We start from the raw sequence: 19,174 nt of genomic DNA, 5'->3' as shown, positions 1-19,174 counted from the left end.
AGCTTCGAATGCAACAGAGTCAGAAGCCGCTGCGCATCGCAGTGATCGGCGCCGGCATCGTCGGCGCCGCCACGGCCTGGGAACTGATCAAAGTCGGACATGCCGTCACGCTGATCGAGCCGGATGAGCCCGGCGGACCCCAGGCGGCGAGCTATGGAAACGGTGCCTGGATCAGCCCCGCGTCGATCATCCCGATGTCGATGCCCGGTCTCTGGCGCAAGGTGCCGGGCTATCTGCTCGATCCGAGCGGACCGCTGGTGCTGCGTTGGACCGCGTTGCCTTCGCTGGCGCCGTGGCTGTTGCGCTTCCTTGCAGCCGGTTGGACCGGTCAGAAGGTCGAGCATACGGCGGGCGTGCTCGCATCGATCCTGGGCGATGGTCCGCAGCGCCATGCCCTGTTGGCGGAGGAGATCGGACGGCCCGATCTGATCCGTCGCACCGGCCTGCTCTATGCTTATCGCGATCGCGAGGCGTTCGAGGAGGAAGGTCTCGCCTGGCGACTTCGAAAGGACAACGGGCTGCAATGGCGCGAGCTCGAATCTGAGGAACTGCGGCGCCGCGAGCCGGATCTCAGTCCCGGCTATCGCTTCGGCGTCCTGGTCGAGGACGGCGCGTATTGCGCCGACCCCGGCGCCTATGTAGCTGCGATCGTGCAGGCCGTGTGTGCGCGAGGCGGGGTTCTCGTCCGCGCGCACGCCGACGGCTTCGTGCTGGCGAACGGCCGTCTCAAGGCGGTGACGACCGATCGAGGCCAGGTCGACTGCGACCGTGCGGTGATCTGCGGCGGCATCCGCTCCAAGGCGCTCGCGCGTGCCGCCGGCGATCGCGTCATGCTCGTGAGCGAGCGCGGCTACCACGGCGTGATTGCGTCACCGCAGGCCGGCCCGCGATTTCCGATCATGCCGAGCGATGGACGAATGGCCAACACGCCGACCGCTGCCGGCCTGCGGCTCGCAGGCCAGGTCGAGCTCACGCATGTCGATGCCGAGCCGGATTGGAGTCGCGTCGAGATCCTCGTCCAACACGCGCTGAAGACCTATCCGGCGCTGGGGCCACGCGAGCGCCTGAAAGTCGAGCGCTGGATGGGGCATCGGCCCTCGACGCCGGATGGCCGTCCGGTTATCGGAGCGTCCTCTGCATCTCCCGATATCTTCCACGCCTTCGGCCATGGACATGTCGGCCTGGCATCGGGCCCGATCACGGGACGCATCATTGCCGATCTCGTTGCGGGCAAGGACGCGCCGGTCGATATCAGGCCGTTCGCCGTATCGCGATTTAGCCGCTCGAGGTGGCGGATGGCATCGGGAGCCACATGAAGCTGCGCCATGGGCGTGCAACTGTGCTTTCGATTCCGGGGGATGAACGCGGTCAACTGCCGTCAGACCGCTGGCGCAAGTGAATGTCGGTATCGTTGGTTGCGCCTCCCCGCAACCACTTCTGTCATAACTCACTCACCGTCCCGGTTTAACCGCCGGGACGGATGAGTTGGATCATGGGCCGCGTGACGGCGCAGGAGTTTGAATCTCTTCGGGTGTGCCCTCCACTCTCCTAGGGTGCGTCGCAGGGCGACCGGGCGCTAATCCGGCAAAGACGCCGTACCCAAGCCCTTTCGGGTCTTGGCCGAAGGTAACGCTTGCGCGAAGTGGGGGAAATGCTCGAGCGACCGCCACTGCCGTGACGGTCGCCGCTAGCAATGCCGGTTATTTGCGGAAGATTTGGCCATTGACGCCGAGCACGCCAGCGCGCCGCTGGCCGCGGTGTTTGCGTTGCTCGCGTGTATGCTTACGTGCGTTACCTCGACATTCTTAATCAGGGCACTGAGGCGCCAGCGGTATAAGCCCGTCTCTGCACCTATCGCGACCTACGTAATGGCTACGCTTGACGGCCGGGCCCAGCCTCCCCGGTGAACAGGCTTTCAAGAGTGCCGAGAACCGATTGTGCCCTGCCCCTTAGGGGCAGGTCATACTGCTTCGGCTCGTCCTGTGTAGCGCGACGATCAGGATGAGAACTCCGCATTGCCTCACCAGAAATGCTCCCGAATCATGACTGTTGCCTCCCTTGAGCTGCTCCCGCCCCGGGAGCCGGGCGGAGGGCGGAATGAGGCGGATCAGCATGGCGACAAGGGACGAGTTGTTGGCAGCGGTGAGCGAGCGCTACAGAGGAAGCAGCCGGGCTGATAAGAAGAGGATCATCGACGAGTTTGCGGCTGCCGCAGGCTATCATCGGAAGCACGCGATGCGCGTATTGCGGGCCGGCCTATCGCGCAGTAAGCGGGCGGCTCCGCGGCCATCACGGCGCATCTACGGAGAAGCCGAGCGCGAGGCGCTGATCGTGCTTTGGGAAGCGTCGGACCGGGTATGTGGCAAGCGCCTGAAGGCGATCATTCCGACACTGATCGAGGCGATGGAGCGCCACGGCCACCTGGCGCTCACCACCGAGTTGCGTATGTCGCTTTTGCGGATGAGCGCGGCCACGATTGATCGAGCGCTGCGGCCACAGCGCGAGCAGTGCAGCCCACGGCGTCGGCGATCCGGCGCCATCTCGACGATCCGTCGCTCGATCCCCGTACGCACATTTTCGGACTGGCACGATCCTCCTCCTGGATTTGTGGAAGCGGATCTTGTCGCGCATTCCGGTCCTGTGGCGCGAGGATCGTTCGTGCAGACGCTGGTGATCACGGATATCGCATCAGGCTGGACTGAGTTGGCGCCGCTGCTGGTTCGTGAGCAGACCGTGCTAGTGGATGTGCTTCGCGAGGTCCGCCGTCGACTTCCATTCCCGTTGCTCGGCTTCGACACGGACAACGATACAGTGTTCATCAACGAGACGGTGCGTAACTACTGCGCTGCCGAGAAGATCGAGTTCACACGATGCCGACCCTATCGCAAGAACGATCAGGCTCACGTCGAGCAGAAGAACGGCGACATCGTTCGGCGCATAGTCGGATACCGCCGATACGAAGGGATCGCCGCGGCTGAGCAACTTGCAAAGCTCTACGCGCTGGCTCGACTGTTCGTGAACGCCTTCCAGCCGTGCTTCAAACTCGCCGAGAAAACGCGCAACGGAGCGCAGGTGAAAAAGCGCTATCACAAGCCACTGACGCCGTGCGACCGCCTGCTCACTGATCCTCGTGTGGACGCCTCGTCGCGCAAGCGCATCGCGGAGCTTCGCGCCGATCTCGATCCGGTTCGGCTATTAGCTGAGATCCGCGGCGCACAACAAGGGCTTGTCGCGCTCGCGGACGTGGTTGACCACGCGTCGGTCGAGACCTCGAGGTCGAAGCCGACGGTGCCGCTCGACAGCTTCGTCGCCGGCCTGCGAACCGCCTGGCAAGGTGGGGAGATTCGCCCGACATCTCAGCCAAAGCCGAAAGCAAAGCGCAGCCGGCGCCGCCCCGACCCTCTCGTCGCAGTGACGGATGATCTGCAGTCCTGGTTCCACGCCGATCCATCCCTGTCTGGTCGGCAGTTGCTCGACCGATTGCAGGCTGAGCACCCCGGAGAATATCCGGACCGGCTCGTGCGCACCGTACAACGGCGCTTGAAGATCTGGCGGAGCGCCGTGGCACATGAACTCGTGTTCGGCCGAGATCAAAGTGTCTCCGAGGCTGCTGCGGACGCATAGCATCCCGGAGCAAAGATCGCTGTAAATCTACAAACCTGAAGTCCATCCGGATGGACCGAGCATGGCGTCGTGCTCGTCACCGTCAAGGTGTGGCCTGCCAACGTCGGCGCCAGCCTCGACGTCGGTGCGACGGCCAACCTTGACGGCGCCTGCGCGCGCCGCCATCGGCCTGCCATGCCGGAAAGAACAGTTGCGCGATGCGCGGCATCGCGTCACTCGACAGAAAAACCCGAAAATCGGGTCGGGAACAAACCTGGATGAGGCAATACGAACTCTCATCTTGATTGTCGCCGCGCAGTTGCTACTCTGACACCATACTAGCTTAGTTTCGAGCGTGTAGTTTCCAGTCATCCTTCGTAATGCTAAAGGATAAGCAATCTCTCGGAGTACTGCCAAGAACAGGATGCACGAGCCACGAGCGCAATCGTCCCTCCAGCGTCATGCCGACCTTCTGCATGACTGCAGCAGACGCATGGTTATCGACATCGCAGACCCCCGAAACGCGGTGAATCCGACCTGACGAAAAGGCCAGCGCTATGAGAGCGAACGCGGCCTCCGACACAAATCCACGATTCCAGAACGCCCGTGATAGCGCAAACCCGACCGACGCCTTGTAGCCCTCGTCTCGCAATGAGATTGTGCCCACTGGATCACTTGAGCAATGAGGGCAGATCATCCAGCAGTATTCGGGACCTGTGGACCACTGATCGATAGCCCAGCTCAGAAATTGGTGCGTTTCCACGTCCGACTTGTGAGGAGCCCAAATTAGATAGCGAGCAACCTCAGGATCGGTTGCCCAGCGGTTGAACATTGGCTTGACGTCATCAAAAGTCGGCGGTCGTAAGGTCAGCCGATCCAGCTTCAAGGGGAGTCCCCGAAGCCCGGTTGCCAAGGCGTCCGATGCACTGCATCGCGCCATCGTCTCACCTTTGAGCATTCACCGACTCCAGCAGAGGCTATCCAGCGCCTCGGGCACAATCAAAGGCATGTCAGTACTCCCATAGTCAATGCCCAATTGGCTGAGCAGCGTCGTCAGCTGACCCCTATGATGCAATTGATGCATGAATAGATGCAGAGCCAACTTGCCGCGTGCAATGACGATAGGATCACCTTCCGTGGAAGTGTAACGTAGTTTCTGCCCAAGTGTGGGACCAGGGACACTCATTGCCCATTTGACCAGCAAACTATCAAGGCGACGTCTGTTGTGTGCCAGGGTCACCATATCGTGATAGTAAACATCCCGTGGCGTCTTTGGAGTTGGGAATGTCGCGAGTTCGTCAAGAACGTCGCTGCCAGGAGACCCATCTCGTATGCGACGGAGCAGCATAAGATCGCCAAACATCAGATGATTCCAATGGTTGAATATGGAACCAAAGAAAGCTCCGCGATCTGCCAGGAGATCCACCTCGGACAACTCGATCGATAAATTCAGGAGCCTATCGTTGATGCGTTGATTGTGGATGGCCAGGGTCCGGAGACCATCTATCAAGAGCAGATGCGGCATGGGCGTATCTCTTGATATTCGAGGCCGGCGGCGAGCGCTGAGATCACGTATTGCAAGTCCGTGTCGTGGATCGATAAGCCAAGGCAGGCCTCCCAACACCGATGGACGTAGTCCACATTCTTCCCGGCCGCTCCGACTGCGCGTGATACGATCGCGGCAGTCTGCTCCGACGCCAGCTCGTAGGCGAAGTGCTCGCTCTCCGTGTTCGCGACGAAGACGAGGCAGGGGACGACCTGCGATCCTTCACCCAGTTGCACGGGTGCAAAACACGGCAGATAAGCGGAGGAATCGAGTTCTCGGTCTGCCAACCTAGATAGAGCCGTGGCAACGTTGGCGGTGGCGATGCGGAACGCAAGACCGTCACAGGAGCGTCCCTCGCGGAGTCCGAGGACTAGCCCGGGTTGCAACCGCGTGCCTCGGACTTCCGTCGACCAGATGCACAGGCTGCGATGATAGCCGCAGAGCCTGGCATGCTGTCGATCATCGTATTCGAAGCATGGATCCCACATCAGCGACCCATAGGCAAAGACCCACAATGGGCCAGGTACCGTATTCCAGGATGTTGATGGGGCCATCACGTCGGCCGATAGCTGCAACGCGCATCAAGGGCGCCCACCGAAAACACCGAATCGCATGACGCCCCCAAGTTGGAGCCAAACCATTCGTTCAACGCGATATCGGAATCGCATCTTGGCTCGGTCCGGTACGTGATATGTCCATAAACATCGCGCATGATCAGGCTTGGTTGCTCAAGGATCTGCTTTGGATAGAGCTTGGCGCTGAGCTGATCCGCGATGGAGACCAGATCATGCACATGCTCTTCGCTGTCGGCCAGCGATGGCGCGACCCGGTTGCAGAGGCGTGACAACGAACGCCACACGACCGGGCTTCGCGTTCGCCATGCCATGAACCGACCGTCCGGAGGAGCCGAGGCGAGCGTCGCGTCGGACAGCACAAAATCCGTGAGCCTGCCGTACAAGCCACGCCTTTGGTGCTCGGGGCGAATGGCCGTACTGCTTCTGTAGATCACGGGGTGCGCATCGATCAGAAAGCGCTGGTAGATCGTGTAGGCGCACAGCGCGGGACCGTGCCAGACCAGCATGATCCCAAAGTCGTCATGAAAGGGAGAATGCGCCTCCGACCAGTGGGGCGCATGCACGATCCAGTTCTCCGAAATGACCGAGTTGATCTCGTTCAACAAGGTCGCGCGATAGGGCAGCGATACATCGCTACCCCGTTGAAACTGCTCCGCTCGATAACCGATAGACATTGATCCCATCAACCCTCAGCTTGCGTAAGCGAAGCGCAGATCCTGGTCCGCCATGTCGTTCGTGATGCGAAGCATCAGCGGATGCTGAACGTACTTAGTGGCTGGGCCTTGCCAGTCGAGATGAGTCCGGACCAGTCGCGTCTTTTCTGCCGCGTTGGTGGCTCGATCTGCCCTTATGAGGGTCTCTTCGAGCGCATCTATCGTCGCGATGATCCGTCGGAGCGCCGACACGAGCTCCGGCAGGGCAGCCACGACAAGTCCGTTCGGGCTGTCCTTGATCGAGCCAAGGGAGACCAGCCAATTGAACAGGATCGCACAGCCGCGGGCGTCGTAGTTCTGGTTGATGTCGTACTGCACAGCGTATCTGAAGCACCGCTCGGTAAAGACGATCTCGGCATAGGCTGCAGCCTGCGGATGACCACGCATCGCCATTTCGTAACAGGCGAGCACGGTCAGCACGTCGACCCGGAGTTCTTCGAGTGAAGCCGCGTCCCGAGGTGTCTTGAAGTCGAGAAACTCGGGCAGGGGCATATTCCCGGTCCGATGGCTATACTCATGCATGTGCAGCCAGACGCACATCGCTCGCAGGATAACCTTGTCGTCGGCCTTACGTGCCAGCGGCATCGAACCTGAATGAAGATAATTGGTAATCAACATCTTTGTGATCTTGTTATAGCGGGCGACAAATCTGTCGACGAAGTAGCAGGCCTTGTTGTGTTGCTCGACGCCGCCCTGTGGCGTCACGAAGTGTTCGCCAAAAAGTGCCACACAACTGTTAGGAGAGAACCCGTCGCTTGACGCTTTTAGCGCGATGACGCGCGCAAAGCTGCCGGGATACGTCTCGAGAAATTCAGGGTCGGGCGATAATTGCTCAAGGATGAGGCAATCAAGTCCCTGAAGCTCGTTGTACGGGTTCTGAAGAGCGCCGATGATCAAGGTGCTACTCGTCGCGTCAATGGCGGCCCGCGTTCGCGAAAAATCCCAAACGCCATCGGAAGTTGCCGAAACTTCATCTGCGAAAGCGCGCGTTACAGCATCGTCGCGAAAGGCACGAGCTGTACGAGATATTGCTTCAGTCAGAGGTTGTGGTACCTTTCCGCGGCCTGCAATGTAGGGGTTGAAGTCACGACGCAGTTCGTTGATCGCGGAAACAAAACGCAACGTTGCCCCAAAATCCATAGCTAACACCTCAGGATGTTATTTGACACGATGACTCTGTTAGGTAGTATGCAGGTGTGTAATCATTATGACCGTGGGAGTCGAGAGCGCGTGCGCAAAAAGTTTCCTGATGAGTTGGCATCGAAGTGGAAGGGCGCGCCAGCACCATACAGTCTGTCGCGAAAAGCCGGGTGCTCATCGGATGTGCATCATGTCGTGGGACCCGGCGCGCAGCCGCATCCGATCGTTCGTCGCGACAGCGCGTTGACCTCGGTGCCGAGCGTGGTGGCTATTCGGCCTTCGATCAGCTGCATTCGCGGGTCACATGGCGTCTCGCCGCGGTGGGTGGAGTTGCTGCGAGCGAGGTTCTGTCGTGAAATGTGACGTGACTGTGGTTGCTGCGTTCTTGAAAGATGGACTCGGAGGAAATCCTGCAGCGGTGGTCGCGCAATCTGCGCCGCTCTCTGATCGGCAGATGCAGAGCATAGCCACGACTATGAATCTGAGCGAAACAGCCTTCATAAGTGAGGTCGCGCCCTCGCGATATCGTTGCTGGTTCTATACTCCGGTCCGCCAAATTGCGTATTGTGGGCACGCGACGATCGCCGCCTTCTGGCACCTCTGGAATACCGCACAGATTCAGGCTTCCGAGGTTGTGCTGGAGACGCCAGGCACCCCGCTTCGCATCAGCTGGCAGGACAACGCCGTCTATATGCAGCAGCAAGCTCCGGTCTTTGAGGACCGGCTCGATGCTGCCTATGGAGTATCCCTAAACGAGGTCCAAGAAGCCTTAAGGATCGCCTCCGTGCGCCCTTCGGGAGAGGTGACTCCTGTGATTGCGAGCACGGGCCTTCGGTTCTTGCTCGTGCCATGCGTTGACGAGACCGCGTTGAGCGAATGTTGGCCGAATGTGGAGGCGATGACAGAGCTCAGCGAGCGGCTTGATATCGTCGGCTTCTATCCGTTCGCCCTATCAAGTCGCGACGACACCAATGTCGTGTCCAGGATGTTTGCCCCAGCCTATGGAATTCCCGAGGAAGCCGCCACTGGGATGGCTGCCGGCTCGCTGGCCTGCTATCTGCATGCCAAGAGGATCCATTCTTATCCGTCAATTCGCATTGAACAGGGACGACACATGGAGCCTTCGACTCCAAGTGAGATCGTTGCCGTCCTTGACGTGAGTGATGGAGCGATAAGTGGGATTCGCGTCGGCGGCAAAGGGAAGCAGATAGGGACGAGGACCGTCAGCGTTTGAGGGAGGGGCGCGAGCAAGCCATGAAGATCGTCGCGATGGGCCTGCCAGTCGAGCATAGAGCGGGAAGAATGATGTTGGCCTCTTGGTACATGGATGGCGCGCATTGGCGAACGGTGGGTGGGACGTTGTGATGGTCGAAGGTCTGCTCGTCGCGGGATATATGCTCGTCATCGGCAACGTCACGATCATGCCCATGTTGCTGCCCTATGTGCGTCAGGACGTGACGATGTCCGACGCGGACGCTGCCTTGATCCTGGCGTGCTTTTCTCTCGTGGCGATACCCGCGAACCTCGTTGCCGGGGTCCTTTCCGACAGATATGAACGAGGAATGTTCCTCACCGTCGGTTCAAGCGTTTGTTCCCTGTCATTCGTGGCCATGGCTACGGTGGACTCCGCGATCGGGATCATCCTCGCACGAGCGGTGTGTGCCATCGGTATGGCCATGGTCGCTTCGGCGATCTTTCCTTCGGTGGGCGATCGCTTTGCGGTAGATCAGAGAGCCCGCGTCACGGCACTCATTTTGGGGGGATCGTCCGCGGCGCCACTCCTGTGGCAGCCGCTATGCACGTTGTTTGGCGGCATCGGCCATTGGCGCCTGTTCGTTCTCATCATGGCAGTCTTTGCCGTTGCGGTCGCGTTGGCCGCGCGTTCGTACCTGACGGCGATCCGGGAGCCCGCGACTGGCCGAGGTGACGGCCTGGTTAAGCAGTTTAGACACCTCAGGGACACGGCAATTCACCAACCCGTCGGCCGTACGCTGGTCTCGTATTGTTTCTGCGCAATGGCAACCAGTCTGTTCATGGCGATGTATCCCTCCTGGCTCCACGATCAAGGCACGTCTTCGACGCAGGCCGCAATAGTATTCGTGTTTGGCGGCCTTGGGTCCGTACTGTCTGCCGCTGCCTTGAACAGAGGAGCAGCCAAGGACGCGAGCATCGTCGTGCTTGGAGCATGGATGGCCGCGGTCATGGCATTCTCGATCATAGCGATGAAGTGGTTCGGTGCCGCCCTCATCCTGCAAGCCGCTCTCTTCATGTTGTTCTTTGCCGCGCGTAGCACTTTCCTCGCCGTGACCGTCTCTTCGTTGATGACCCTGGTAGGCCCCTCGCAGCGTGGAGCGATCAACGGGTTGCTGAGTGTTACGTTTCAAACCGCGGTGGCGACCGGTAGCGGGGTTGCCGTATTTGCGTATCGAAGCGATCCGACCCTTGGGACAATTGCAGCTGGAGCGCTCGTCCTGCTGGGCCTGGCGGCAGTTTCCGCGATCCATCGGACGAAGTCGGCGCTGGGCGAAGTTGCGGACGACCCGATGAGGTGAGATCGGATCGCCAATTGACGATCAGAATCCCGATCCGGTACCGGATACCGGGCCGTTTCAGTTATCCTATGCGTGAGGTCTTCGACCATGAAGGGAAGGGTACTTACTGTCGCGGGCGGCCTTGGTGCCCTTGGAAGGAGTGTGGTCGAGCTGGCCCGCTCGCGGGGCGCATCCGTCGCCAGCATCGATCTTGGCGAATCCGACAGTTCCCTAGCGACGGACTTCATCGCGCTGGGAGGCGTCAATTTGAGCGATTTGCATGAAGCCAGGAAGGCCATTGACAGTGTCCCCCGGCATTTCGGGAAGTTGGACGCATCGATTCATCTGGCTGGCGGATACCTTTTCGAGCGGTTCTCGGAGAGCAGCCCGGCGGCGTGGCAGCGCATCGAGCTTGTCCGACCTTGGACCCGGACTCTCTCCCTTGTGGATTGAACTCGGTCCGAAGATGCCGTCGTGACTCCACTCGGGGTTTGCGAACTCGACAGGTGAAGCGATCTAACTCATCGCACATGAAATGCGTCACGCAATCGTGCCCGCTCGGAGTCCAGACGAAGCGCTGCGCGAGAGGATCGGTAATTCAGCGCGTTGGAGGCGCTGAAAGCGAGAATGACCTGCGGCGGCGACGGCATTGGTCGCAGGCGGACAAGGAGCGCGTCGTGGCGGCGGCGCTGGAGCCGGGAGCGACGATCCTGGGTGTGGCGCGGACGTTCGGGGTTCATGCCAGCCAGGTGTTTCGCTGGCGTCAGCAGCAGTGTGGCAAGCCAACTTCCGCGCCGGGCTTTGCCGCCGTGACGATTGCGGCCGAGCCGCCGGTCGCGGCAAGCCGGACACAGGGACTGATCGAGGTCGAGCTCGGCGCTGAGACCCGGATCCGCATCAGCGGGGCTGCGGATGCTGCGACCGTGACGGCGGTGATAGCGGCGCTGCGGGCGGGCAAGCGATGATCCCGGTCCCCTCCGGCACACGGGTCTAGCTTGCCACCGACCATACCGATATGCGCAATTATGTGAAGCGCAGGATTATGCGGAGTCGAGGTCGCTTCCCGCGGGCATAATATCAATATGTCAATAGGTTGTGACCGCTCGATCAGGCTTTTCAGTCAGCATAATTAGGCCCTCCCTGTGGTGCGCAACGCATCTCAAGGAGGAACGATATGGTGAGCACGAAGGGGACGGCTCCGCGGGCGGTTCTGATGGACGCCGGGTTTTTGACGCCATGGATTTCAGAGTTCGCTTGCAGCCTCAGGACTCTGGCGCACAGCGACCTGACGATCAGGGGGTATACGGATTCCGCTCGGCACTTTGCTGCCTGGGTCCACGACGCTGGCCTCCAATTGGACGGCATAGGCGAGGGAGCGGTGGAGCGCTTTGCTCGCCATCAATGCCGGTGCGTTGGCGGCCGCCAGTGGGACAGAGTCTCGGCGAAGTACGTGAAGCGTGCGGGTCGGTTCGTCGCGTTTCTCGCCGAGCGCGGTGTTGCCGCAACGGTGGCGCCTGGCCCAGCTGAGATCGTCCATCCGCAAATCGTGGATTACCAGCGATGGCTATCTGTACATCGTGGCCTGTCGGAACGATCGGTCTCTAGACAGGGCCGCATGGTCAAGCGCCTCTTGGTCGCCCTCGGCACTGATCCGCAGGCCTACAGCGCCACCACCATTCGCGCGGCGGTGCTCGCGGAGGCGCAGCGATGCTCTCCCAGCCACATCGGGACCATGACCAGCGCGCTCCGAGGCTACTTGCGCTTCCTCGCTGCATCAGGTCTGTGCCGGCCGGGTTTGGATCAGTCGAGGTGTCACCTGCTGGGCTCAGGCGCCGGCGGTGGAGCGCGGAGAGCAAGGCACGGATCGTTGCGGAATCGCAGGCGCCCGGGGCTGTCGTTTCGGAGGTCGCGCGTCGTCATGGTCTGTCGCCATCGCAGCTGTCGGCCTGGCGCAAGGCCGCGCGCGACCGGGGCACCGGGCCGGCGGCAAGGAGCGGCGCCGGTACGGTCGCGATCCCGGCGTCAGACGGCGAGCTGGCTGGCGTGCTGCTTGGCCCAGGCCCAGGGCATGAGCTCGTCGAGGCGCGAGGCCGGCCAGAGATTGACCAGCCTGGTGAGGACGTCGGTAAGATAGGCCTGCGGTTCGACGCCGCACAGCTTGCAGGTCTCGATCAGCGAAGCGATGCAGGCCCAGTTCTCCGCGCCCTGATCATGTCCGGCGAACAGCGCATTCTTGCGGTTCAGAACGAGGGGGCGGATGCTTCGCTCGACGATGTTGGTGTCGAGCTCGATGCGGCCGTCGTCGAGGAACCGCGTGAGCCCGTCCCAGTGGTTCAGGGCGTAGCGGATGTGCTCGGCGATCTTGGCCTTGCCGGAGACGCGGGTGAGCTGCAGCTCGAACCAGGTCTCGAGCGCCAGCACGATGGGCTTGCTGCGCTCCTGGCGTATCGCGCGCCGCTCCTCGGCGCTGCGGCCGCTGATCGTCTTCTCGATGCCATAGAGGGCGGCGATCCGCGCCAGCGCTTCGCTCGCGATCGGTGCTGGACCGTTCTCGGCGACGTCGTAGAAGCGGCGGCGCAGATGCGACCAGCAGAAGGCAAGCGTGATCGCCTCGCCAGCGGGACCGTTGGCAAGGGTCTTGTAGGCGGCATAGCCGTCGCATTGCACGATGCCGCGATAGCCGTCGAGCAGTTCGAGCGCGTGGATGGCGCCACGACCGGGGGCGTAGGTGTAGGCCACCGCCGGCGGATCGGCCCCGCCCCAGGGGCGATCGTCGCGCGCGATCGCCCAGAAGAAGCCCTTCTTGGTGCGGCCGCGGCCGGGCTCAAGCACCGGCGCCATGGTCTCGTCGACTGCGATCTTGCTCGCGGTCAGAATGATCTCGCGCAGCCGCCGCCACAGCGGATGAAGCTCCGCGGCGGCATAGCCCACCCAGAACGCCAGCACGGCGCGCTTGATGTCGATGCCCTGCGCCAGCAGCATCTGGGCCTGCCGATGGAGCGGCAGATGCCAGGCATATTTGGCAACCAGCACGTGGGCGACCATCGCCTCGGTGGGCAGCCCGCCCTTGATCAGCCGCTCCGGTGCCGGCGCCTGAACCACGCCACCCGTGCAGGCCCGGCAGGCATATTTGGGACGATGCGTGACGATCATGCGGAACTGCGCCGGAACGACGTCGAGCCGCTTCGACGTCTCCTCGCCGATCACGTGCATTGCCGCATGGCAGCACGGGCAGTTGGTGTCTTCCGGTGCAATCGTCACGTCGATGTGCGGCAGATGGGGCGGAAGCGAACCCCGATGGGCGCGGCGCTGCTCGGCGCGCTGGCGAGCGCCCGCGGGATCCTTCTTGTCCTCGGCCGCCTCGTTGGCGGCCACGGCCTGCTCGATATCCTCGATCGCCAGCTGCAGTTGTTCCGGATCGAGCTTCTCCGAGCGGCGCCCGAACTGCGCGCGCTGCAGCTGCCGCAGGAGGTGGCGCAGCCGGTCCATCTGCGACAGCGCGTGGTCGCGCGCCGTGATCGCAGCGTCGCACATTGCGATCGCAGCATCGCGCTCCGCGCGCGCCGCCGTCACCAGCGCCTGCAGCGCGTCGATATCGGAAGGAAGCTGATCCGTGACGTCGTCCACATCACCACTCGATCTGATTCGCGCGATGTTGTGGCATACGAAGCGCGCACGATTCAATCGGTCGAAGCGCTCATGATGCCGCTGACGGCTGCGCAACGTCGTGGGCATGCAGACGCGACCAGTCCAGGCCGTCCATCAGCGCTGCGAGCTGCGAGGCGGACAGCCGCATCACACCATCGCTGATCGGCGGCCAGCGGAACGCGTTCTGCTCGAGACGTTTCCACAGCAGCACCAGTCCGGTGCCATCCCAGACCAGGATCTTCAAGCGGTCTGCGCGCTTCGAACGGAAGACGAAAATCGTTCCCGAGAACGGATCATGCCGGAGTTGCTCACGCACCAGCGCGGCGAGGCCGTCGGCCCCCTTGCGGTTATGCGGAGCTCCGCATAAGCGCAAGGGCTTCGATGGTTTGGCGCTGCTGGTGCAGTAGACGCTGAAGCGTGATCCGCATGGGACAATCTTTTCGTGTTTCGTGGCAAAAGCGGCGGTCTGATCAAGGTGCTGTGGCACGACGGCCAGGGCATGTGCCTGTTCGCCAAGCGGCTGGAGCGCGGCCGCTTCATCTGGCCATCGCCGGTGGACGGAACGGTGGCGATCACGCCGGCGCAGCTCGGCTATCTGCTCGAAGGCATCGACTGGCGTCATCCACAGCGAACGTGGCGGCCGGAAGCCGTGGGCTGAGCAGCGCGGCCGTGCACGCGTGCGATAGCTGATGCGCGCACGCGAGAGCTGTGATTCCATTCTGTCGATGATCACAGCCGATTCGCTCCCCGATGATGTCGCGACGCTGAAGGCGCTGGTGCTGGCCGGCCATGCAGCGCAGATTGCAGCGGAAGCCAAGGCGCGCAATCTCGAAGCCGAAGTCCGCGCCCGCACGTTGCTGATCGAGCAGATGAAGTTCACGATCGCCAAGCTCAAGCACGAGCAGCACGGCCAATCCTCCGAGCGCGCCTCGGTGCTCGAGCAGCTCGAGCTCGAACTCGCCGACCTCGGGGAGGATAGCGCCGAGGCCGAGGCTGCGGCGCAGCTGGCCGCGGAGCGGGCGAACGCCGCCAAGATCAACGTGCGCCCGTTCGAGCGCAAACGTCCGGCCCGTCGGCCGCTGCCCGAGCATCAGCCGCGCGAGCGCCTCGTGCATCCAGCACCGACCAACTGCCCGTGCTGCGGCGGCGACAAGCTGCGCAAGATCGGCGAGGACGTAACGGAGACGCTGGAGCTCGTGCCACGGCAGTGGAAGGTGATCCAGCACGTGCGCGAGAAGTTCTCCTGCTGCGCCTGTGAGGCGATCAGCCAGCCGCCGGCGCCGTTCCATCCGATCTCGCGTGGACGTGCGGGACCGCGCCTGCTGGCGCATATCCTGTTCGCCAAATACGGGCCGCATCTGCCGCTCGACCGGCAGAGCTCGACCTACGCGCATGAGGGCGTGACTCTCGACGTCTCCACTCTGGCCGACTGGGTCGGCGCGGCGGCTGCGACGTTGATGCCGCAGGTCGATGCGATCAAAGCGCACGTGCTTGCAGGCGAGCGCATCCATGCCGACGACGACACCACCGTGCCGGTTCTGGCCAAGGGCAAGACGCGCACAGGGCGTGTATGGACCTATGTCCGCGACGATCGTCCCTTAGCCGGCCACGCGCCGCCGGCTGTCATGTTCTTCTACTCGCCCGACCGCTCCGGCACGCATCCTGAGGCTCATCTTGCGGCCTGTGCCGAACCGATGCAGGCCGATGCCTATGCCGGCTTCAACCGGCTCTATGAGCCGTCGCGCAAGCCGGGTCCGATCACCTAGGTCGGCTGCTGGGCGCATGCACGGCGCAAGCTGTTCGAGATCGCGCGACTGAAGAAAGCACCGATCGCGATCGAGGCCGTCAAACAGATCGATGCGCTGTTTGCGATCGAGCGCGACATCAACGGCCTGCCGCCGCACGAGCGCAAAGCCGCGCGTAATGCGCGTAGCCGCCCCCTCGTCGATGAGCTTCACACCTTCCTGCGCGAGCGACGCGCCAAGCTCTCCGGCAAGAGCGAGACCGCGAAGGCGATCGACTACAGCCTCAAGCGCTGGGNCGAAGGCGATCGACTACAGCCTCAAGCGCTGGGAGGTGTTCACGCGCTTCATCGACGATGGCCGGCTGTGCATGACCGACAACGCTGCCGAGCGCGAGTTGCGCGCTGTTGCACTCGGCCGCAAGAACTGGACCTTTGCCGGCTCCGACGAAGGCGGCCGCCGCGCCGCCGCCATTTACACGTTGATCCAGACTGCCAGGCTCAATGGCATCGATCCGCAGGCTTGGCTTGCCGACGTGCTCGCCCGGCTGCCAGATCATCCGGCCAGCAGCATCGCCGACCTGCCGCCCTGGAACTGGAAGCAAGCCGCCATCTCTGCCGCTGCCTGATCGCTACGATCAGCTATCAATCAGGCAAGCCGCTATGCCCGTGGTCTTCACCGGATGCCTACTGTCGTGTCGCCGCGCATCGCAGCGGAGCAGCTCGGCCACACTACGCTCGTGTGCCTCCCTTCTCCGGCGGCCGCCCTCCTCGTATGTCATCAATGCCGAGACGGGCGCGGATGTCATTTTCTTGAGACGATTGTGTGCGTCCTCCGGATCGGAGTGGACTTCGCGGGAGTAAGCGGAGCGTAGAAAATCCGGTTTCGTGAATTGGCGCCCGAGAGTGACCCCTCCGCCTCAAAAATGGATCAATAGCTTAACGTGCCGATCCGCGTCGGACCCCGCGCCGAGTCTCAGGCGCCAAGCCGCGCGATAGCGCGGCACCGCTGCTACATTTGGAATCTCCGCACTGTCCGACATCGGTCATGCCCGACCCTGCGGCGTCTCCTGCGAGATCGTGGGCGCATCTATCGCTCGTTCCACAGCGAAACCTCCTTTCCCTTTGCGGCCCAGAGTGCTCGCGCCCGTTCGCCTTGATTGCTTTTGAGCCTGTCTGCCATCCAGAGCAGCGCTCCGAGGATGATGGCGCGATCATCGCCGGTCAGGTCCACGATCCCGGCTTTGACGGCAAGGCGCTCAATTCGATTAGATGCCGTGTGCGCTTGCGACGCTCGACCTGCCATGTGCGCATGTCATGCCGCGCCCTTGCTGCCTGTTGACGGTTGCGCGCGGCCCGGTTGCGAAGGAGCGCTGTCCGGGTTGCGGTCAGTTGCTGGCGCATTTCGCCGCGCCCGGCTTTGAAAGAGCGCGGCCCCGCGCTTGGCCCATGCCTCCCTCTTTCCGGCCTCTCTCTTCTCGGCCAAGACAAGCAGCGCGCCGGCCAGCTCTTCAGCGGTGAGAGTGTCAGCTACAGTCGCGACGACCAGTTCGCCGAGCTGGCGCACCTTGCGAGTTTTCAGCTCGCGGGCCTTGTCGTCCAGTACCTTTAGGTCCGCATCAAAGTCCCTTGGTTTACGCATCGTTATCTCCATGAGTGTCTATGGAGAAATGATAGCTGGGCACCCGACAGAATGCTGTAAGGTCGTCAGGACGGCTTGAGACGGTGTAATCCCTCCCGAGAATTTTTCGAGGGAGGGCGCGCTTATACGTCGTTCCGACGTACGCTTCGCTGTGCCAGTGATCTGATCGCCATGGCGATCTATCATCTTCATGTCAAGGTCATTGGCCGCAAGGCCGGGAGCAGCGCGGTGGCATCGGCGGCGTACCGCTCGGCCTCCCGCCTGCGCGACGAGCGGCTCGGCCGTGAGCAGGATTTTTCTGCCAAGCGCGGGGTCGTTCATTCCGAAGTACTGCTACCGGAGACTGCGCTGAAGGCATGGAGCGACCGCGAGCGGCTCTGGAACGATGTCGAGGCGTTCGAAATCCGTAAGGATGCGCAGCTGGCCCGGGAGGTCGAATTCGCCCTTCCGCGAGAACTGACTGAGGCGCAGGGCATCGAGCTGGCTCGGGATTTTGTTCGGGGTGAGTTCGTGGGTCTCGGCATGATCGCCGACCTCAACGTACATTGGGACAAGGGTGAGGACGGGATGCCCAAGCCTCACGCCCATGTCATGCTGACGATGCGCGCGGTCGACGAGAAGGGATTTGGCCAGAAGGTGCGAGAGTGGAATCGCACGGAACTGGTCGAGCGCTGGCGCAAACGTTGGGCCGAGCTCGCCAACGAGCGGCTGGCCGAGCTCGACATCGACGCGCGGATTGATCACCGCAGCCTGGAAGCCCAGGGCATTGCGCTCGAGCCGCAAAGCCAGATCGGCGCACCGGCCAAGCGCATTGAGGGGCGGGGCGTCGGAGGCAAGGGCGCTGAGGCTGACCGGGCCGAGATGCACCGCGAGATCGCGCGCAACAACGGCAGGAGGATCATCGCCGATCCCTCCCTTGGACTGGACGCGATCACCCGGCAGCAATCGACCTTTACACGCCGTGACCTTGCAAAGTTCGCGCATCGGCACAGTGACGGGCTCGACCAGTTCAACCAGGTGGTGAGCGCGATTCAGGGCGCGCCCGATCTGGTCGAGCTGGGCAAGGATGCCCGCGGCGAGGATCGGTTCACAACCCGCGGAATGGTCGAGGCAGAACAGCGCCTGCATCGCGCTGCTGAGCTACTAGCGGACCGTGAGCGCCATAACGTCAGCGACGCGGCTCGCCATGGCGCTTTGGCGCGTGCGGAAGCACGCGGCCTGGTGCTGTCATCCGAGCAGGTTGGCGCCTTGGCGCGCGTCACGGATGGACGCGGTCTCAGCGTCGTGGTCGGCCATGCCGGGACGGGAAAGAGCGCGATGCTGGCGGTGGCGCGGGAGGCGTGGGAGGCAGCCGGCTACGAGGTCCGGGGCGTGGCACTGTCCGGCATTGCCGCGGAAAACCTCGAAGGCGGATCGGGCATTGCGTCGCGCACGATTGCCAGCCTGGAGCATGGCTGGGAACAGGGCCGTGATCTGCTCAAATCGAACGAGGTGCTCGTCATCGACGAGGCGGGCATGGTCGGCACACGCCAGCTCGAGCGCGTGATGTCCCGTGCTGCCGAGACGGGCGCCAAGGTCGTGCTGGTCGGCGATCCGCAGCAGCTGCAGGCCATCGAGGCGGGCGCAGCTTTCCGCTCGATCCATGAGCGTCATGGTGGGGCGGAGATCGGAGAAATACGCCGTCAGCGCGAAGACTGGCAGCGCGACGCCACGCGCAATCTGGCGACCGGCAAAGTCGGCCATGCGCTGGAAGCCTATCGGGCCAATGGCATGGTGCATGAGGCGATGACCCGCGAGCAGGCGCGGGGCGATCTGATCGCGCGCTGGGACCGCGACCGGCAGGTCTCGCCGGACAGGAGCCGGATCATCCTGACCCATACCAATGACGAGGTGCGCGCGCTGAACGAGGCGGCGCGCGGACGGATGCGGGCCGCCGGCGCCCTGGGCAATGAGGTGGGTGTCACGGTCGAGCGCGGCGCGAGAAACTTCGCCGACGGAGACCGCATCATGTTCCTGCAGAACGAGCGTGGGCTTG

The 19,174-nt window shown here is 62.6% G+C and carries 16 protein-coding genes and 3 pseudogenes; 10 read left to right on the top strand and 9 right to left on the bottom strand.

Annotation, left to right across the window (positions count from 1 at the left end):
• Positions 1-8: 8 nt before the first annotated feature.
• Together HL671_RS22350 and HL671_RS22345 are read left to right on the top strand one after the other, a co-directional pair.
• Positions 9-1,316 (top strand): NAD(P)/FAD-dependent oxidoreductase, encoded by a 1,308-nt coding sequence (locus tag HL671_RS22350; protein WP_172238614.1) that lies wholly within the window; start codon positions 9-11, stop codon positions 1,314-1,316.
• Positions 1,317-2,097: 781 nt separating this feature from the next.
• Positions 2,098-3,624, top strand: coding sequence for an integrase catalytic domain-containing protein (locus HL671_RS22345; protein WP_172238611.1), 1,527 nt, complete (start codon positions 2,098-2,100; stop codon positions 3,622-3,624).
• 322 nt (positions 3,625-3,946) lie between these two features.
• On the opposite strand, the gene HL671_RS39170 is transcribed toward HL671_RS22345, so the two are convergent.
• From HL671_RS39170 to HL671_RS22320, 5 genes are read right to left on the bottom strand one after another with little or no spacing between them, the layout of a single operon-like run.
• Positions 3,947-4,543 (bottom strand): GNAT family N-acetyltransferase, encoded by a 597-nt coding sequence (locus HL671_RS39170; protein WP_410050868.1) that lies wholly within the window; start codon positions 4,541-4,543, stop codon positions 3,947-3,949.
• 18 nt (positions 4,544-4,561) lie between these two features.
• Positions 4,562-5,128 (bottom strand): DinB family protein, encoded by a 567-nt coding sequence (locus HL671_RS22335; protein ID WP_172238605.1) that lies wholly within the window; start codon positions 5,126-5,128, stop codon positions 4,562-4,564.
• A complete protein-coding gene (locus tag HL671_RS39165) occupies positions 5,110-5,703 on the bottom strand; it encodes a gamma-glutamylcyclotransferase (protein WP_374050115.1) in 594 nt (197 codons plus the stop codon). Before HL671_RS39165 ends, HL671_RS22335 begins: the two co-directional genes overlap by 19 nt.
• Complete coding sequence (locus HL671_RS22325) at positions 5,703-6,398, bottom strand: hypothetical protein (RefSeq protein WP_172238599.1); 696 nt, start codon at positions 6,396-6,398, stop codon at positions 5,703-5,705. The genes HL671_RS39165 and HL671_RS22325 overlap by 1 nt, the downstream gene beginning before the upstream one ends.
• A gap of 15 nt (positions 6,399-6,413) precedes the next feature.
• A complete protein-coding gene (locus tag HL671_RS22320; RefSeq protein ID WP_172238596.1) occupies positions 6,414-7,577 on the bottom strand; it encodes a DUF6421 family protein in 1,164 nt (387 codons plus the stop codon).
• A 352-nt stretch (positions 7,578-7,929) separates the two neighbouring features.
• On the opposite strand from HL671_RS22320, the gene HL671_RS22315 reads away from it, so the two are divergent.
• The 5 genes and pseudogenes from HL671_RS22315 to HL671_RS39160 form a co-directional block, all read left to right on the top strand.
• The gene (locus tag HL671_RS22315) at positions 7,930-8,811 is read left to right on the top strand and encodes a PhzF family phenazine biosynthesis protein (protein WP_172238593.1); all 882 of its coding nucleotides are present in this window, start codon (positions 7,930-7,932) and stop codon (positions 8,809-8,811) included.
• Between the two features lie 130 nt (positions 8,812-8,941).
• Entirely contained in the window at positions 8,942-10,129 is a 1,188-nt protein-coding gene (locus tag HL671_RS22310) for an MFS transporter (protein ID WP_172238590.1), read from the top strand.
• A 141-nt stretch (positions 10,130-10,270) separates the two neighbouring features.
• On the top strand, positions 10,271-10,561 hold the full coding sequence (locus tag HL671_RS22305) for a Rossmann-fold NAD(P)-binding domain-containing protein (protein ID WP_172238587.1): 291 nt from the start codon (positions 10,271-10,273) through the stop codon (positions 10,559-10,561).
• A gap of 77 nt (positions 10,562-10,638) precedes the next feature.
• Positions 10,639-11,073 (top strand): IS66-like element accessory protein TnpA, encoded by a 435-nt coding sequence (gene tnpA, locus HL671_RS22300; RefSeq protein ID WP_172238584.1) that lies wholly within the window; start codon positions 10,639-10,641, stop codon positions 11,071-11,073.
• Between the two features lie 742 nt (positions 11,074-11,815).
• A pseudogene (locus tag HL671_RS39160) lies at positions 11,816-12,031 on the top strand (transposase); the annotation flags it as partial.
• Between the two features lie 99 nt (positions 12,032-12,130).
• On the opposite strand, the gene tnpC (HL671_RS22290) reads toward HL671_RS39160, so the two are convergent.
• Both tnpC (HL671_RS22290) and tnpB (HL671_RS22285) read right to left on the bottom strand, forming a co-directional pair.
• Positions 12,131-13,735 carry an IS66 family transposase gene (tnpC, locus tag HL671_RS22290; protein ID WP_172238581.1) on the bottom strand — a complete coding sequence of 535 codons (1,605 nt, stop codon included), beginning with the start codon at positions 13,733-13,735 and terminating at the stop codon, positions 12,131-12,133.
• Between the two features lie 70 nt (positions 13,736-13,805).
• On the bottom strand, positions 13,806-14,129 hold the full coding sequence (gene tnpB, locus HL671_RS22285; protein WP_172238578.1) for an IS66 family insertion sequence element accessory protein TnpB: 324 nt from the start codon (positions 14,127-14,129) through the stop codon (positions 13,806-13,808).
• 69 nt (positions 14,130-14,198) lie between these two features.
• Between tnpB (HL671_RS22285) and tnpB (HL671_RS22280) the strand changes: the two genes are divergently transcribed.
• Together tnpB (HL671_RS22280) and tnpC (HL671_RS22275) are read left to right on the top strand one after the other, a co-directional pair.
• Complete coding sequence (gene tnpB / locus HL671_RS22280) at positions 14,199-14,414, top strand: IS66 family insertion sequence element accessory protein TnpB (RefSeq protein WP_374050116.1); 216 nt, start codon at positions 14,199-14,201, stop codon at positions 14,412-14,414.
• Between the two features lie 67 nt (positions 14,415-14,481).
• Positions 14,482-16,126, top strand: a pseudogene (tnpC, locus tag HL671_RS22275) (IS66 family transposase).
• A gap of 417 nt (positions 16,127-16,543) precedes the next feature.
• On the opposite strand, the pseudogene HL671_RS22270 reads toward tnpC (HL671_RS22275), so the two are convergent.
• Together HL671_RS22270 and HL671_RS22265 are read right to left on the bottom strand one after the other, a co-directional pair.
• Positions 16,544-16,811 (bottom strand): annotated as a pseudogene (locus HL671_RS22270) (conjugal transfer protein TraD).
• Between the two features lies 1 nt (position 16,812).
• A complete protein-coding gene (locus HL671_RS22265) occupies positions 16,813-17,139 on the bottom strand; it encodes a conjugal transfer protein TraD (RefSeq protein WP_172238575.1) in 327 nt (108 codons plus the stop codon).
• A 171-nt stretch (positions 17,140-17,310) separates the two neighbouring features.
• Between HL671_RS22265 and traA the strand changes: the two genes are divergently transcribed.
• The coding region (gene traA / locus HL671_RS22260) for a Ti-type conjugative transfer relaxase TraA (protein ID WP_172238572.1) at positions 17,311-19,174 on the top strand (1,864 nt) is incomplete at its 3' end.

The organism is Bradyrhizobium denitrificans (assembly GCF_013179005.1).
In the GTDB taxonomy this organism is placed as follows: Bacteria; Pseudomonadota; Alphaproteobacteria; order Rhizobiales; family Xanthobacteraceae; genus Bradyrhizobium; species Bradyrhizobium denitrificans.
Note: the sequence above shows the minus strand (reverse complement) of the source record. Positions and strands in the feature narration are given on the sequence as shown.